General features: G+C 32.7%; 13 protein-coding genes. 8 read left to right on the forward strand and 5 right to left on the reverse strand.

All coding sequences use genetic code 11. The features are described from left to right. Window positions 1-80: 80 nt before the first annotated feature. Window positions 81-1,949, forward strand: a complete 1,869-nt coding sequence (locus tag QWY99_RS13345; RefSeq protein ID WP_290265973.1) for a glycoside hydrolase family 35 protein — start codon at window positions 81-83, stop codon at window positions 1,947-1,949. A gap of 61 nt (window positions 1,950-2,010) precedes the next feature. Here the strand turns inward: QWY99_RS13345 and QWY99_RS13350 are convergent, their stop codons facing one another. The 4 genes from QWY99_RS13350 to guaA all read right to left on the reverse strand — a co-directional run bounded on the left by QWY99_RS13350 (window position 2,011) and on the right by guaA (window position 8,022). After that, window positions 2,011-2,412 carry an OsmC family protein gene (locus tag QWY99_RS13350; RefSeq protein WP_290265974.1) on the reverse strand — a complete coding sequence of 134 codons (402 nt, stop codon included), beginning with the start codon at window positions 2,410-2,412 and terminating at the stop codon, window positions 2,011-2,013. Continuing rightward, window positions 2,412-4,442: a LysM peptidoglycan-binding domain-containing protein gene (locus QWY99_RS13355; protein WP_290265975.1), complete on the reverse strand. Its 2,031-nt coding sequence runs from the start codon at window positions 4,440-4,442 to the stop codon at window positions 2,412-2,414. Before QWY99_RS13355 ends, QWY99_RS13350 begins: the two co-directional genes overlap by 1 nt. A gap of 66 nt (window positions 4,443-4,508) precedes the next feature. Further along, a complete protein-coding gene (locus QWY99_RS13360) occupies window positions 4,509-6,431 on the reverse strand; it encodes a LysM peptidoglycan-binding domain-containing protein (protein ID WP_290265976.1) in 1,923 nt (640 codons plus the stop codon). Between the two features lie 61 nt (window positions 6,432-6,492). Beyond that, window positions 6,493-8,022 carry a glutamine-hydrolyzing GMP synthase gene (guaA, locus tag QWY99_RS13365; protein WP_290265977.1) on the reverse strand — a complete coding sequence of 510 codons (1,530 nt, stop codon included), beginning with the start codon at window positions 8,020-8,022 and terminating at the stop codon, window positions 6,493-6,495. Window positions 8,023-8,956: 934 nt separating this feature from the next. Between guaA and QWY99_RS13370 the strand changes: the two genes are divergently transcribed. Beyond that, the gene (locus QWY99_RS13370; RefSeq protein ID WP_290265978.1) at window positions 8,957-10,210 is read left to right on the forward strand and encodes an MFS transporter; all 1,254 of its coding nucleotides are present in this window, start codon (window positions 8,957-8,959) and stop codon (window positions 10,208-10,210) included. A gap of 89 nt (window positions 10,211-10,299) precedes the next feature. Here QWY99_RS13370 and QWY99_RS13375 read toward each other — a convergent pair whose 3' ends face one another. After that, the gene (locus QWY99_RS13375) at window positions 10,300-11,022 is read right to left on the reverse strand and encodes a hypothetical protein (RefSeq protein WP_290265979.1); all 723 of its coding nucleotides are present in this window, start codon (window positions 11,020-11,022) and stop codon (window positions 10,300-10,302) included. Between the two features lie 293 nt (window positions 11,023-11,315). On the opposite strand from QWY99_RS13375, the gene QWY99_RS13380 reads away from it, so the two are divergent. The 6 genes from QWY99_RS13380 (at window position 11,316) to QWY99_RS13405 (ending at window position 16,227) form a co-directional block, all read left to right on the forward strand. After that, window positions 11,316-12,233 (forward strand): DnaJ C-terminal domain-containing protein, encoded by a 918-nt coding sequence (locus QWY99_RS13380; RefSeq protein ID WP_290265980.1) that lies wholly within the window; start codon window positions 11,316-11,318, stop codon window positions 12,231-12,233. Further along, complete coding sequence (locus QWY99_RS13385) at window positions 12,226-12,531, forward strand: chaperone modulator CbpM (protein ID WP_290265981.1); 306 nt, start codon at window positions 12,226-12,228, stop codon at window positions 12,529-12,531. Before QWY99_RS13380 ends, QWY99_RS13385 begins: the two co-directional genes overlap by 8 nt. A gap of 178 nt (window positions 12,532-12,709) precedes the next feature. Then, complete coding sequence (locus QWY99_RS13390; protein WP_290265982.1) at window positions 12,710-13,261, forward strand: hypothetical protein; 552 nt, start codon at window positions 12,710-12,712, stop codon at window positions 13,259-13,261. Window positions 13,262-13,316: 55 nt separating this feature from the next. After that, the gene (locus QWY99_RS13395) at window positions 13,317-14,237 is read left to right on the forward strand and encodes a phytanoyl-CoA dioxygenase family protein (RefSeq protein ID WP_290265983.1); all 921 of its coding nucleotides are present in this window, start codon (window positions 13,317-13,319) and stop codon (window positions 14,235-14,237) included. A 322-nt stretch (window positions 14,238-14,559) separates the two neighbouring features. After that, entirely contained in the window at window positions 14,560-14,946 is a 387-nt protein-coding gene (locus QWY99_RS13400; protein WP_290265984.1) for a RidA family protein, read from the forward strand. Between the two features lie 45 nt (window positions 14,947-14,991). Continuing rightward, a complete protein-coding gene (locus QWY99_RS13405; RefSeq protein WP_290265985.1) occupies window positions 14,992-16,227 on the forward strand; it encodes a voltage-gated chloride channel family protein in 1,236 nt (411 codons plus the stop codon). Window positions 16,228-16,283: the final 56 nt, after the last annotated feature.

Below are 16,283 nucleotides of genomic sequence, written 5' to 3' on the forward strand. Positions count from 1 at the left end.
GTTAGTTAAATTGTTACAAGAGGGCACCTATATAAAGTGCCCTCTTGTTTGTTATACCTATCACTTTTAAGCAAAGCAAAATGAAAAAAACATTCTATTTAGCCCTCTTATTTTCTTTATTCATAGCAACTCCCCTATTTGCTCAACCAAAACAAACTTTTGCCATAAGCGATGGAAATTTTCTATTGAATGGTAAACCTGTGCAAATCCACTCGGGTGAAATGCATTATTCTCGCATTCCACAACAATACTGGCGTCATCGTCTAAAAATGATGAAAGCTATGGGATTAAATGCGGTAGCAACCTATGTGTTTTGGAACTACCACGAAATAACTCCTGGCGTTTGGGATTTTAAAACCGGTAATAAAAACGTAGCCGAATACATTAAAATAGCACAAGAAGAAGGCTTATTCGTAATCTTACGTCCAGGGCCTTATGTATGTGCCGAATGGGAATTTGGAGGATATCCATGGTTTTTACAGAATGTTCCTAATATGGTTATTCGCGGTAATAATAAAGAATATCTAACTGCAACCAAAGCCTATTTTACTGAATTGTATAATCAAGTTAAAGATTTACAAATTACTAAAGGAGGCCCAATTATTATGGTACAAGGAGAGAACGAATTTGGTTCTTATGTAGCACAACGAAAAGACATACCTCTTGAAGAGCATAAAAAATATAGTGCAGCGGTATTTCAACAATTAAAGGACATTGGTTTTGAAGTTCCTTTCTTTACTTCTGATGGAAGTTGGTTGTTTGAAGGTGGTGCATTACCAGGAGCTTTACCAACAGCTAATGGAGAAAGTGACATTGATAAGCTAAAAACAGTAGTCAATCAATTCAACAATAATCAAGGCCCTTATATGGTGGCAGAATTTTATCCTGGTTGGTTAGATCATTGGGCAGAACCATTTCCTACTCAAAAAGCGGAACAAACAGCACGTTTGACAAAAAAATACCTTGATAACCAAGTTTCATTTAATTATTATATGATTCATGGTGGTACTAATTTTGGTTTTACTTCGGGTGCAAATTACGACAAGGAACACGATATTCAGCCCGATATGACATCTTATGATTATGATGCACCTATTAGTGAAGCTGGTTGGGCAACTCCTAAATATGAAGCGCTTAGAGAATTATTAAAAACAGCCGAAACTCCAAACATTCCTGCTAAAATACCTGTAATAACTATTTCGAACATAAAGCTGACTAAAGCAGTAGATTTGGCTGATTTAAAATCAAAAATAACTCCTGTAATAGAAGACAAACCATTAACATTCGAACAATTAAACCAAGGAGACGGTTACGTTTGGTATAGCAAAAAATTCACACAACCTATCAGCGGAAAATTAGAATTAAATGGATTACGCGACTACGCAATAGTATATGTCAATGGAAAAAAAGTGGCTGAGTTAAATCGTTATTATAAAAAGTACGATTGCGAAATCGAAGTTCCATTTAATGCTACCCTAGATATCGTTGTTGAAAACATGGGACGTATAAATTACGGAGCACAAATTAATGCCAATAATAAGGGAATTATAAGTCCAGTTATCATTAATGGGGAAACAATTACGGGCGATTGGGAAATGTATAAATTACCTATGACTTCTGAACCAGATTTGATAGCATACAAAAATACTGCAAAGACAAATCGTCCAACTTTATACCAAGGTACTTTTAAACTTAGTAAAACAGGAGATACATTTTTAGATATGCGCGATTGGGGCAAAGGAATTGTATTTATAAACGGAATTAATATTGGCCGCTACTGGAGTGTTGGCCCCCAACAAACTCTATACGTACCAGGATGCTGGCTTAAAAAAGGTAAAAACAATATTACCGTTTTTGAACAAAAAAATGAAACCATTCAAAAAGAAGTAAAAACATTAGATACTCCTATTCTAGAAGACCTAAAACCTGAAAAAGGTATTCCAAATTAAACTAAAAAAGCCATCAAAGAATATTCTTTGATGGCTTTTTTAATATGCATTTATTACAAAATTACTTCCAGTTAAAAGTAATTCGTTTTTCGATTTCAGGATGTAAACTCAAGAAAACTGGGCAAGTCATACCAGCTCTCACTAAGATCGTTTTACTTTTTTCATCATGCGTTCCTTCCATCTCAAAAACAATCTCGATTGCTCCTATTCTTCTAGGTTCTCCACTCATTATTTTAGTAACTTCAGCGGTAGAATTAGCAATATCAAGATTCATATCACGCGCTTTAATTCCCATGATAGTCATCATGCAACTTGCTAAAGCATTTGCAACCGTATCTGTTGGAGAAAAAGCTTCTCCTTTTCCGTTGTTATCTAAAGGTGCATCAGATATGATTTCACTTCCTGATTGCACATGTATTGATTTAGTTCTTAAATCACCTAAATAGGTTACTTTTGATGTCATTAGTTTGCTTCTTTTATTGTTAAGTCACTATCGTAATATAAGATGTAAACACCTTTGTTAGCATATCCACCCTCTTCTTTTTTGTAAAATTGAAATTTATTGTCAATTTGTTCCGTAGCGATTTCATTTGCAGTTTCCTCATAGGTTTTCCCTTGAGACAAACGCATCATAGTATCAAAAGTTACATCAAAACCTCTTGTCGCATAAGTGTTAGGATTAATTTTATTTTTGATTCTATACTCTTTTTCAAAAATAAGGGCTCCTGGAGATTCATTTTCACGAGTTACAGATGGGTACATTAATTTCAACTTCGTTAAGTTTTCAAAATTAATTTCATCCGTATCCAACGTACTATTTGGCTCTAAAATCACCAACTGCACTTGATATGATGCCATAGCGCCAATCATCACTTTTATGGTAGCTTTAATCATGGCAGTATTAGCCGTTTCCATCACAACATAATTCATTCTATTAGAAACAAACTGAATCTTTAAACCTGCTGGATTAAAATCGCCTGTTTCTGTAACTGGAGCAAAAATTACTCCTTTTTGGTTTTGTTGGATATACTGTCTAACCGATTCTTTTTTCTTATCAACAACTGCAATTATATTTCCTCCTTTAGAGCGCATATAATCAAACATGGCATTTCTTGTAATGTCATTAGACGGGATTGTCTGATATAAATTATCAAAAGCATTCCCTTTATCTTTAGACAAAGGAGAAATTACCGGAACATTACTTTCATTAACTAATTTGGCTGTTGCCTCTGCATTAGCTTGATAAAATGGTCCAACAATCGCATCTGCTTCTTGCAATCTATTATTTTGGATAATTGAAGCTATATTAGAACCATTTTTGGTTTCCTGAGAATCAAAGATTGAAACATCTATTGGTAGTCCTAAAACTTTAGCTGAATCTATTGCCATTAAGGCTCCAGAATAAAAATCTAAAGTCATGTTTAAAAATTTATCTTTCTTCAAACGATTAGCAGTACCAGTCGTATCGCTTTGAATTTTAGACAAATTAAATGGTAACAATAATGCTATTTTCTTACGTTCATTAGAACCTTTCTTTTTAGATAAAGTAACAATATCTTTAACCTCTTCTTTAATTTCTGGTCTAGTTTCAGATTTAATTTCTGGCGTAGGCATAATTCCAGCAGGAACTTTTAAAATCATCCCTTCTTGAACTCCTCCAGTTAAAACCGGATTCAATTTTATTAATTCATCTTGCGACAAACCAAATGTTTTAGACAAACTATACAATGTCTCTTTTGGTCTCACCTGATAATCTGCATACGAAACTTTCTTAGCTGTTTCAATTACTGGAGATTTTACTTCATTTTTAACGGCAGGACTTGTAGTTACAACAGTTTTTGGAGCTGTACCTTTTATAGTTAAGCGATAACCCTCTGGTAAGTTTGGAATAACCTCTGGATTGCGTTTTTCCAATTCTTCAACTGTAATTCCGTATTGTTTTGCAATCGAATATTTAGTTTCTTTTGACAAAACATCATGATAAACATATTGATCTTGTTTTGCTGGAACTAACTTAGTAGCAGGTATTGCTTTAGCTTCTTTTGCTGTCTCTTTAGCATTTTTATTTCCTGAAGGAATAACAAGCGTTTGTCCTATTTGTAAGCCATCTTTTTCAAGAAATGGATTTGCTTTTTTTAATGCTTCATCAGAAACATTATATTTCTTTTCAATACCAAAAAGTGTTTCTTTAGCAACAACTTCATGTGTAGTAGAACCATTTACTTTTTTAGGAGCAACAGTTGTTGCTACAACTTTTTCTGAACTTGCAGTTTTTCCTGAGTTATTAGGAATCAACAAAACACTATCTGGTTTTAAACCTCTTTGTGCATCTGGGTTAAGCTTATAAATATCATAAGGAGTCACCTTATATTTTTGTGCAATCTGGTTTATTGTTTCGCCCTTGGCAACAGTGTGTTTACTAATTTTATCCTGTGAAAAAACAGAATAAGACATCAAAAAAACGGTTGTAATTAGTATTGAAATGTATTTCATAATGAGATAAAAAATTTTAAACAAGGTAGTATTTCTGTATAAAACAAGATTCGTCATACCTGTTAATTATTTGCTAATGTATAATTCTAATTTAGCAATACTCCAGTTTTTATAAAGTGGTGTATTTTCTTTTTGTTTGTACTTATATAAAGCTTCTTCTATGTTTACAAAACCATCAGAATAAACATAATACGATTGACTGTTTAGATTATAGAAAAAACTAGCATTAAAATCACCTGTATCTATTAACTTCATAATAAACTGATCTCTTTGCGTAGCGTCTGTAAAGATACCTAAAACCAAATAATATCCATTAGGAACTGCTTTAAGGTTATCAAAAACTTCAATCTTCACCTCTTCATTATTATAAAGCGGATCTTCTTTTATTTTCTGCTTTATTTCATCTAATGATAACGTGACGATTGGAGTTTCAGTATCCAATTGATTATGAATAACTTTATCTTGGTATCTTTTTAATTTAACCAATGCCAATCTATCATCAAATTCGCGGGCTTCGGATCCGTAAAACGAAGCTTTACTAATACGTCGTTTTACTTCTATTTTTTTCTGAGTATCTAATGAATCAATTTTAGCAATCAATTTCTGATTCTGAGCATCATTTTTCTCCTGACCAATTTTATAAGACTGGATTTTTTCTAAAGAAAGACTTTGCAATAAGGGCTCTCCGGTTTTATTTTTAATGTTCTCACGAACCTTCCTTTTGTATTCTTGATTTTCTTCAACAGCAATTCGCTCTACTTTATTCATTAAACCTGCATAAGACTTTCTATTCTCTGCTAATTCTTTTTTTAGTTGAGATGACAACTCATTAGTAATGGCAATGCTTTCATAAGATTTCTTCTCTAAGCGCTTAGATTCTTTCATATTCAAGATATCCGTCTTCTTTAAATCATATAAATCATCGGTCATAATTACAACCAGTGAATCTAATTTTGACATTAAGACTTCCTGAACATTTTTATTAGCTTCTAAAACCAGTCTTAGTTTTTCTACCGAATTACCTTTTAAACCATCCATGCCTTTAAGATCAACATTAAGATCGTTGATTTTAATTACTTTTTGGTTCATTTCTTTCTGAACTACCAATCTGTCTTTTAAATCTTCTAATTGGATTGTCTTAGCTTTCGTCTTTTCTACTACAACTTGTTTTTCTGCCAAAGCAAGCATCAACTCTTCGTTGTCGTTGGTTGGTGTAATTTCTTTAATATTAATAGCCAGCTTATTGCCCTCAATTAATCCGTTTACAATTTCAGGATTCTGAGCTTCAAGCTGATCAATTGTAATTTCATATTTTTTAGCAATCGAATACTTGGTTTCTTTTGGAGCTACAATATGAAAAATAGTCTCTCCATTAATAATACGTACTCGACCATCGATTGTTTTTCTTTTGTTTGGAATCACAATAGTTTGTCCTATTTGTAAACCATTTAATAAGATATCCTTATTTAAAGTTTCTAAATCCTGAACCGAAACATTGTATTGTCTAGCAATACTAAATAAAGATTCTTTAGCCATCACCTGATGCAATGCTTTAGATGAAGTAACTGAATTTGCAGAAGCATTTTTTACTTTATTGTTGTTATCTTGTGGGATAATAAGTTCCTGTCCCATTTTTAATCCATCGGCAAGGATTGAAGCATTTTCATTTTGAATCGCTTCGACACTTACATTGTATTGTTTTGACAATCCAAACAATGTTTCTTTGGCAGCAACTGTGTGTGTAAGTTCTTTGGTTTCTTTCTCCTTAATTGGAGCATGTACTGGAATACGGATAATCTGACTATCCTTTAATCCGCTTTGTGATTCGGGGTTTAATTTGTAAATCTCTTCTAACGAAACTTTATATTTCTGGGCAATGAAATAAGCAGTTTCACCTTTTTCGATCTTGTGCTCTATAATAGACTCTTGTCCGAACGCTTTGTTAAATACTAGTAGGAATACAAATAAAACCGTTAAAAAGTCTCTCATATATAGTTATTTTAAACAATTAAGTCGTTACAAATGTAACGACTTAATCATAAAAGTTTTATTATTCCCACTCAATTGTTGCGGGTGGTTTTGAGCTAATATCGTAAACAACTCTATTTACTCCTTTTACTTTATTAATGATATCATTAGAGACTTTCATCAAGAATTCATAAGGTAAATGTACCCAGTCGGCAGTCATACCATCAGTAGATTCTACGGCTCTAAGCGCTACTACTTTTTCGTAAGTACGCTCATCCCCCATTACACCTACACTATTTACAGGAAGCAAAATTGCTCCAGCCTGCCAAACTTTATCGTACAATCCCCAAGATTTTAATCCGTCAATAAATACGGCATCAACATCTTGCAAAATTTGTACTTTTTCAGGAGTAATATCTCCAAGAATTCTAATTGATAATCCTGGTCCTGGAAAAGGGTGTCTTCCTAATAACTCTGGATCTATACCTAAAGAGGCACCTACTCTACGTACTTCATCTTTAAAAAGCATACGAAGTGGCTCTACAATTTTCAATTTCATGTAATCTGGTAATCCACCTACGTTATGGTGCGACTTAATAGTTGCCGAAGGTCCTTTTACCGAAACCGACTCAATAACATCGGGATAAATTGTTCCTTGTGCCAACCATTTTACATCTTCGATAAGGTGTGATTCATCATCAAAAACTTCAATAAATACACGGCCAATAGTTTTACGTTTGGTTTCTGGGTCACTAATTCCTGCCAATTGAGACAAGAAACGATCTCCAGCATCTACTCCTTTAACGTTTAATCCCATTCCTTTGTATTGATCCAATACGTTTTGGAATTCGTTTTTACGAAGTAAACCGTTATTTACAAATATACAGTATAGGTTTTTACCGATTGCTTGGTTTAACAATACAGCCGCTACAGTAGAATCTACTCCTCCTGATAATCCTAAAACTACTTTATCGTCACCTAATTTTTCTTTCAATTCTGCCACCATTTCTTCAACAAAGGCATTTGGTGTAAAGTTTTGAGGAACTTCAGCAATTTTAACTAAAAAGTTCTCAAGCATCTTTGATCCATCTGTTGAATGGAAAACTTCTGGGTGATATTGAATAGCATATGTAGTTTCGCCTTCAATTTTGTAAGCAGCATATTCTACGTCGTGCGTACTTGCTAATTTTACTCCATTTGTAGGCAAAGCTTTGATACTATCACTATGACTCATCCAAACTTGACTGTTTTCTGAAACACCTTCAAAGAAAACTTCGTTTTCCTTAATATAAGATAGATTAGCTCTACCATATTCTCTGGTATTTGAAGCAGCTACTTCTCCTCCACTAAAATGTGCTAGGTATTGTGCTCCGTAACAAACTGCCAACATTGGAAGTTTACCACGAATTTGAGATAAATCAGGATGTGGAGCATCTTCTGCACGAACAGAAAAAGGGCTTCCTCCTAAAATTACTGCTTTATAACTTGATAAATCACTCGGGAAATGATTATAAGGGAAGATTTCGCAGAATATATTTAATTCGCGAACTCTACGCGCAATAAGCTGAGTATATTGCGATCCGAAATCTAAAATAAGTACGTTGTGTTGCATGCGCAAAAGTACTTTTTATATTCCGAATTGAAAAATCAGAGCAATGAAAAAAATAATATTTTTTTCATTATCGGCCACTATTTTCACTAAAAGCTCAGTAAATCAGAGAAACACAACCTAAAAACTTAATAATTACCTATTGTCTTACTTTACTCCTTTAAATCTTTCTTGTTTTTATCATTAGCTACTTTGTTCTTTACAACTTTAACGGTCTTCAAAAAATTAAATCCTCAAAAAAAAGAACAAAGCGTCCTTCTTTTTTATTAATTTTGCAGAAGAAAACCAAATCAACAACATTTCTTACATTCCGAAATGTATTTTTCTAGCACTTAAACAAGTTTGAAATGACAATTTGCACATAAAAAATTTTATATTGTTATAACCAGTCCCAATATAAAAACAACTACCATTTAAACATCAAAACCAAAACCACAAACCCAATATTATACCATAAAATTATCAATCAAAAGATATAATCCATGAGTAAAATAGTTGCTAAGCAATTAGCAGAGATGTTAGCCAGAGTTGGAGTAAAACTTGAATTCTCAATTACTGGCAATAGTTTAAATGACTTTAATATTGTTATACACAAAAAACAAAAGAAAAAGACAATCACAACTCGAAGGCAAATACAATACTTAAGCCTATTAGCGTAGTCCTTGAACATTCCTAGAAAAAAATCATTGCAAAGTGTCGTAATGGTGATTTATCAATGTTGTTCCTATTAATATTATCAAACTACAAGAAGTCATAAAAGCTATTAGCGAAAGCATTTTTATAATGCTATTCTATATTACTTAACAGTTTTTGCAATTAAAAGCCTTAATGACTCCAGAAACAGAATAAAAACAAGCTATTGGGATAACCAAATCAGCTTAAAATCTAACATAACTATTTAATAAGAATTTATAAAAATTCTTAATTTAAAAAACAAATGAATACACAAGACAACAAATCATATACTAAATACTATATCCTTGCATGGGGATTTGGCCTACTCTTTTATTTCCTAGATTATGTGATACGTTCAGCTCCAGCGGCAATGATTCCAGAACTTTCAGGAAATTTTGATGTAACCGAAATTAAGTTAATAGCTATTATAGGAACCTATTATTATACTTATTCTACTTGTAGCTTAGTGGCTGGAATCGCATTAGATCGCTTTGGAGCTAAATCATCGCTATTTGCAGGTACTTTTATTTTAGGCTTAGGCTGCTTGTTCTTTTTGATTTCAAGCCAATATTCGGGTATCATCGGACGATTACTTCAAGGAGCCGGATGTGCCTTTGCTTTTCCTGGTTGTGTATATCTCGCTAGTAAAGGATTTTCAGCTAAATCACTTGCAACTGCAATTGGATTCACGCAGTGCTTAGGAATGTTAGGTGGGTCAGCAGGACAATTCATTGTAGGCCCATGGGTTGAAAAAGGAATGGACATTAACGCTTTCTGGTTATGGATTGGACTTGCAACAATTGCTGTTGCCTTTGGACTTTGGTATGTAACTCCTCAAGATAAAACAGAAGAGAAAGCAGAAACAAATATTAAAAAACAAGGTTTATTGAGCCCTTATAAAATCGTTTTTAGTAATCCTCAATCTTGGCTTTGTGGCATTATTTCTGGTTTATTATTTGCCCCAACCACAATATTTGCAATGACATGGGCTGTGGCTTTTTTCCAAAAAGATCGCGAACTAGATTTTCATACAGCAACAACTGCAAGCGCGATGGTCGCTTTCGGATGGGTATTTGGTTGCCCTTTATTAGGCTATATAACAGACAAAATAAAAAAACGAAAACCAGTTTTGATGTTAGGCGCTTTAATGATGATTCTAACTCTAATCCAATTATTATATTTTCCTGATATGATTCATGTCAAATTTAGCATGTTTTTATTAGGTGTAGGCTCTGGAGCAGCAATGATTCCTTATTCAATAATCAAAGAGGCCAATCCTGATAATGTAAAAGGAAGTGCTACAGGAGCAATTAATTTCATAACCTTTGGAGTAACAACAATTTTAAGTCCAATATTCAGTCATTTATTTGGACAATCATTAGATACGACAGCTGATAAATTAACTCATTTTCAACACGCAGGCTTATTCTGGATTATCGGAATCTCTATTGCTATTTTAATTAGTTTTCTATTAAAAGAAACAGGTCAAGGAAAAGTAAGCTTGGTAAATAAATAAAACGATTAACCTAAAGAAACATAAACATACAAGTCACTAACATTTAAGCTTAGTGACTTGTATACCTTAATACTTGAACCATTAAAAAGCTATTCTTCTTTGGTAACAACAATTGATGCCTTAAAACCTGCTGCAAGATTATTCCAATAATCATGTATAACAACATTTTTTTTATCATCTAATATTTGTATTTCGGCTGTATTCCCCCCAAGAGTACCAATATTTAATGCCTCAAACTCCATTTTATTGAATCCCGCATCCAAAACAACTCTAATATCTCTAAAATTACTGTCTAATAAGACTTGAGATTGTATTACCTTATCATTAGAGGATACTTTTACTAAATCGCCATCAATAGCTCCAAAATCTCTAAGTCTAATTATAAAATAATCTGATTTAGTTTTAAAATCTCCAAACGAAATATTTTGCTTAAGCAAAGTTCCTCTACCTTCTTTTAGACCTTGATCTTTCAATGTTTTATCCAAATCTTTTTCCATTCCTGGCACATATCTATCCCCAGGATTCGCAAATTCATTTGAAGGGGTCATCGTAAAACTACTTGTTGTTTTCCCTATTTGATACGAAGAATTTAATTGTGATTGGGCAGGTGCTATACTTGTACTATTAAAAACATTTGGCGCTTTAATCCCAGGTATATCCATTGGCGGAATAATTGTTCCTGGTAGTGGCGTTTTCTTAGGCTTAATACCAAAATTCGCAGGAGGAATTGGTTTAAACTTAGTTGCAAATTCTGCTTGAGCAGATACCGAAAGAGTTGTAATTAATAATATAAAAAATAAAAGCTGTTTCATTTAGGTATAGTATTATGGAATCAATTTTTAGATTTTTTCAAAATCATTAGGAATATAGCAAAAATAGCATAATTAAGTTGGGCTCTACAACTTTAAGAGATTTATAACAATATATTAGGCTAATTTTTGGATGCAAAAAACCTGCCAAAAAATTACAACCTACTACTTTTATATTAATAACACCAAAAAAGGTTCCTTATAAAAACTTAACAAATAAAATATAGAATTTTGATAATTAACAACTTATTCTTAACTTCAATGTTTTAATTTACCTTTATTAAAAACTCAAAAGAATGGATTATATCGACTACTATAAAACATTAGGTATTACAAAATCGGCTACTGAAGCCGAAATCAAAAAAGCATATCGAAAATTAGCCCGTAAATATCATCCTGATTTAAATCCGAATGATAAAGAGGCTGAGCAAAAATTCAAAGAAATAAACGAAGCTAACGAAGTCTTAAGCAATCCCGAAAATCGAAAAAAATACGATAAATACGGTAAAGACTGGAAGCATGCTGATGAGTTTGAAAAAGCAGGATACGATCCTAACCAACAACAATACTCAAGACAACAACAAGCAAATCAAGATTTCTCAGGTTTTTCTGAAGGTGATTTCTCTGAAAGTGATTTTTCAGACTTCTTCAATTCTATGTATGGATCCAGAAGAAGCGGCAGAAGTCAAGTTAAATATAGAGGGGCTGATTTTAATGCCGAACTGCAATTAGACCTTACTTCGGCCTACAAAACACACAAGCAAAGTTTAGTTGTAAATGGCAAAAATATCCGAATTACAATTCCTGCTGGTGTAGAAAATGGACAGATTATAAAAATCCCTGGACATGGAGGTCCTGGCGCTAACGGAGGCCCTAATGGTGATTTATATATCACGTTTGTGATTGAAAACAATTCTGAATTTAAAAGAGAAGGAAACAATCTATATGCCGATGTTGATCTTGATTTATATACCGCAGTATTAGGTGGAGAAGTTTTGGTAAATACTCTTGATGGAAAAGTAAAAATAAAAGTCCCACCAGAAACACAACCCGGAACCAAAGTTAAATTAAAAGGAAAAGGGTTTCCTGTATATAAAAAAGAAAATCAATTTGGAGATTTATATATCACCTACACCATAAAGATTCCAACAAAACTATCTGAAAAAGAAAAAGAATTATTCAACGAATTGTCAAAATTAAGAAATCATGAATAACAAAAACTTAATACAAATAAAACAATTTTGTCTCTATAACGAAATTGAAGATACCTTTATAACACAACTGAATAATTATGGCCTCATAGAAATTATTGTTTTGGAAGAGGAACAATATTTACAGCCTGAACAATTGCCTTCAATAGAAAAAATGATTCGACTGCATTATGACCTGAAAATTAATTTAGAAGGAATTGATGCTATTGCCCATTTATTAAACAAAATCGAAATCCTTCAAAAAAACCTCATTGCAACACAAAATAAACTTCGGCTTTTTGAACAATATCAAGTTGAATAATTTGATTGTAATAATCATTAAAAAAACATTAAAATCTAAACATCATAAACAAATAAAAAAATAAAAGAGACAAACTATAAAAACAGGTGTTTATACGTGGTAACATCATTTTGTAATAAGTTATTTTTGAGAGCCTTTTTTCAAAAAAAATACAGTTAAACTTTCTAAAAAATAAAGCATGAAAACCGATACTGCCCCATTGATTGATATTAACTTAAATAGTAATGCTTTAGAAAACAACTCTCTCATCGCTGTTCCTACTGGATTAAAGCCCATGTACAATTTTACAAAAGGTGACATAGTATCTGCAATTTCAGTGAAATTAAATAAAGGCAAAATTAAATTATCATCTAAAATTGCCAAAGTGTCTTTTAGTATTGATAACAAACACCAAAGCCATTCTGAAAAAAAGGTCTCTATTTTTGTTCCTAGTAATGATGTGCCATATTTAATTTGCGATACAAACCTTATTTTCTTGCTTTCAACTGGAAAATTCACAAAAGCCAGTTCCTTAATTCCTGGACAAGAAATCGTTGACAAAAACGGAAACCCAGTATTAATTGAAGGAGTTTCGTTAATAAATCATAATGGAAATGGGCATAATATTTCGACAAATGCAAAATGGGACAATACACCTAATGGGCACTTACTACTTGCAAACGGTATTGTAACTGGTGATTTTACATTACAAATTTATTTTGATCAAATACCCCTTGAAATGATTCAATAAAAAAGCTCTCTTAATTTATTACACTAAATTATCGAACCACAACCACAATTAAAATATGCCTTGGATCATTCTTAAAAAACTATGGGAGCGTGCATTAAACCCAAACATAAGCTCTAGTTCTGATGAAAATCAAAGTTGGAATGAAGAAATTAAAATATTATATCAGTTAGGCATTGGTATGGAAGATACTTTACAGTTTCTTTATTTTGAAAAACCTGATTTTGAAACTTTTAAAAACTGGGTAAACGATAGAACAAAAGTCACAGCTGAAGCCTCAGAACATGGTAATGAAAAAGTTTTATCCAATGATGATCTCGAATTTTGGAATACCAATGGCTATATAATTGTAAAAAATGTAATTTCGAAAGAAGACTGTGAAGACACGCAACGTGCTATTTGGGATTTCTTAAAAATGGATCCAGATAAAAAAGAATCTTGGTATAAAACACACGAACACCATAAAGGACTCATGGTCAATTTCTCTGATCATGAAACACTAAACAGAAATAGATTTTCGCCAAGAATAAAAAAAGCATACGAACAACTATACAACACTACCGAGATATACAAAACAATCGATAAAGTAAGCTTTAATCCACCAGAGACTAGTAAATTTAGTTTTTTAGGAAGTACTCTTCATTGGGATGTCAGTTTAAGCCAACCAATCAGCTTTGGTTTTCAAGGATTACTATATCTAACCGATTGCGGACCAAATGATGGTGCTTTTCACTGTGTACCAGGATTCCATAAAAAAATAGATTCATGGCTGGACAATCTCAAATCGGATATAAACCCAAGAGAAGAAATAATAAAAATAACACAACCTGTGCCAATAGTTGCAAATGCAGGCGACTTTATCATTTGGCAAAACACCCTACCACATTGCGCAAGTCCTAACAAAGGAACAACCCCTCGAATGGTTCAATATCTTACGTATTTCCCTAATGATTATAATGACCATGAGATATGGAAATAGTTCTTTAAACTCATAAAAACATCATTTTATAAATCACAAGTAGATTTATAAAACTTCAAAATGATTCTAATGCTTTAAATCTGTCACAAAAACTAGTCATAAAGCTCGTTATTTAAAGATACGTTTACTTAAAAACAGCCCCCAAAGTCTCTTTAATACCTTTGAATTTTATCACAAAAACTACTTCTTTTTAAGGAAATTAATAAATCCTTTTTAGGGTTTTCGTCTGCATTTTTCATAAATTGCACCACTATTAATCTAACTAAGAATTGCTCTTAAAAACCACTAAAAGCAATTTAAAAACACACAAAACAACCTTAGAATGAAAAGAGAAAACATCCTGACAGGATCTCCATGGGAAGACAAAATGGGATATTGTCGTGCAGTACGCATTGGTAATATCGTAGAAGTTTCTGGAACTGTCGCTATTGTAGATGGTGAAAAAGTTAAAGCCGATGATGCTTATGCGCAAACTTTGAATATCCTGGAAAGAGTAGAAAAAGTATTAGAAGACTTAGGAATTGGAATGAAAGACGTAATTAGAACACGAATTTTCACAACCGATATCTCAACTTTTGAATCTGTAGCTGGAGCGCATTCAACCTTTTTTAAGGATATAAAACCAACAACTGGTTTTTACGAAATTAGCAAACTCGTTGCTCCAGAATATCTAGTAGAAATTGAATTTACTGCCGTAATTGTAGAATAAATCTATCTTATATAATTTAAAAAAACGCCACTGCCACCCTATTAAATGAATTTACAAAATTTAAAAAAAACAATACTTATCTCTCTCAAATGGATTTTCATTTGCGCTTTGATAGGTGTTTTATCGGGTTCAGCTTCGGCGTTTTTTTTAATTACTTTAGATTTTGTTACCCAGTACAGAATCCAACATGAATGGATTATTTGGCTTTTACCTCTTGGTGGATTATTAATAGGCTATAGCTATTATTACCTAGGAAAAGAGGTTGTAAAAGGCAACAATTTATTACTCGAAGAATACGAAAATCCGAAACAAGTGATTCCGTTAAAAATGGCTCCTTTAGTCTTTTTCGGAACTATACTTACTCATTTATTTGGAGGTTCGGCTGGTCGTGAAGGCACCGCTGTACAAATGGGAGGTGCAATTGCAGATCAATTTACCAGAATCTTTAAACTTGATAATTCAGAAAGAAAAACATTAATCATTTTAGGAATCAGCGCTGGTTTTGCTTCTGTTTTTGGAACACCGTTAGCAGGTGCCATTTTTGCACTTGAGGTCGTATATTTTAGCAAAATCAACTTAAAAAGTATTTTATTATCATTTATTGTGGCTTATACAGCTTATTTTACTGTTGAAATTTGGCAAGTAAAACACACCCATTATAATATTCCGCTAATTCCAGAAATCAGTATGACAAACCTATTTTACACTTTAATTTGTGGTGTATTATTTGGATTTGCAGCTTTGTTATTTTCTCGAAGTACCCATTTTTGGAGTTCACTATTCACTAGAACTATAAAACACCCTCCGCTTCGTCCTTTTATTGGTGGTATCCTATTAGCAATCACAATTCTAGGCTTTGGGCTTACCAAATTTTCTGGTCTAGGAGTTCCTACAATCGTAGCTTCTTTTACAAATACAAATGCCTGGTATGATTTCTTACTTAAAATACTTTTTACAGGATTTACACTTGGAGCCGGTTTTAAAGGTGGAGAAGTGACTCCTCTCTTTTTTGTTGGTGCAACTCTTGGCAGTGCTTTATCTCTTATAATTCCTATGCCAATTGCTCTCCTTGCTGGAATGGGATTTGTTGCTGTTTTCTCTGGAGCAACCCACACTCCTATTGCCTGTACGATAATGGGGATTGAATTATTTGGTATAGAAAGCGGTTTATTTATTGCCATTGCATGCATTATTGCTTACCTATCCTCAGGCTCTATAGGTATTTACAAATCTCAAATTGTAAAAGGTCCTAAGCATAAATTATATCAAAAATGGTTTTAATTATAATTGTTCCCTCATTTATTATCTAAAAATCAGATTAAATTCATTTATTTCCC

This window comes from Flavobacterium branchiarum (assembly GCF_030409845.1).
GTDB classification, from domain to species: Bacteria; Bacteroidota; Bacteroidia; order Flavobacteriales; family Flavobacteriaceae; genus Flavobacterium; species Flavobacterium branchiarum.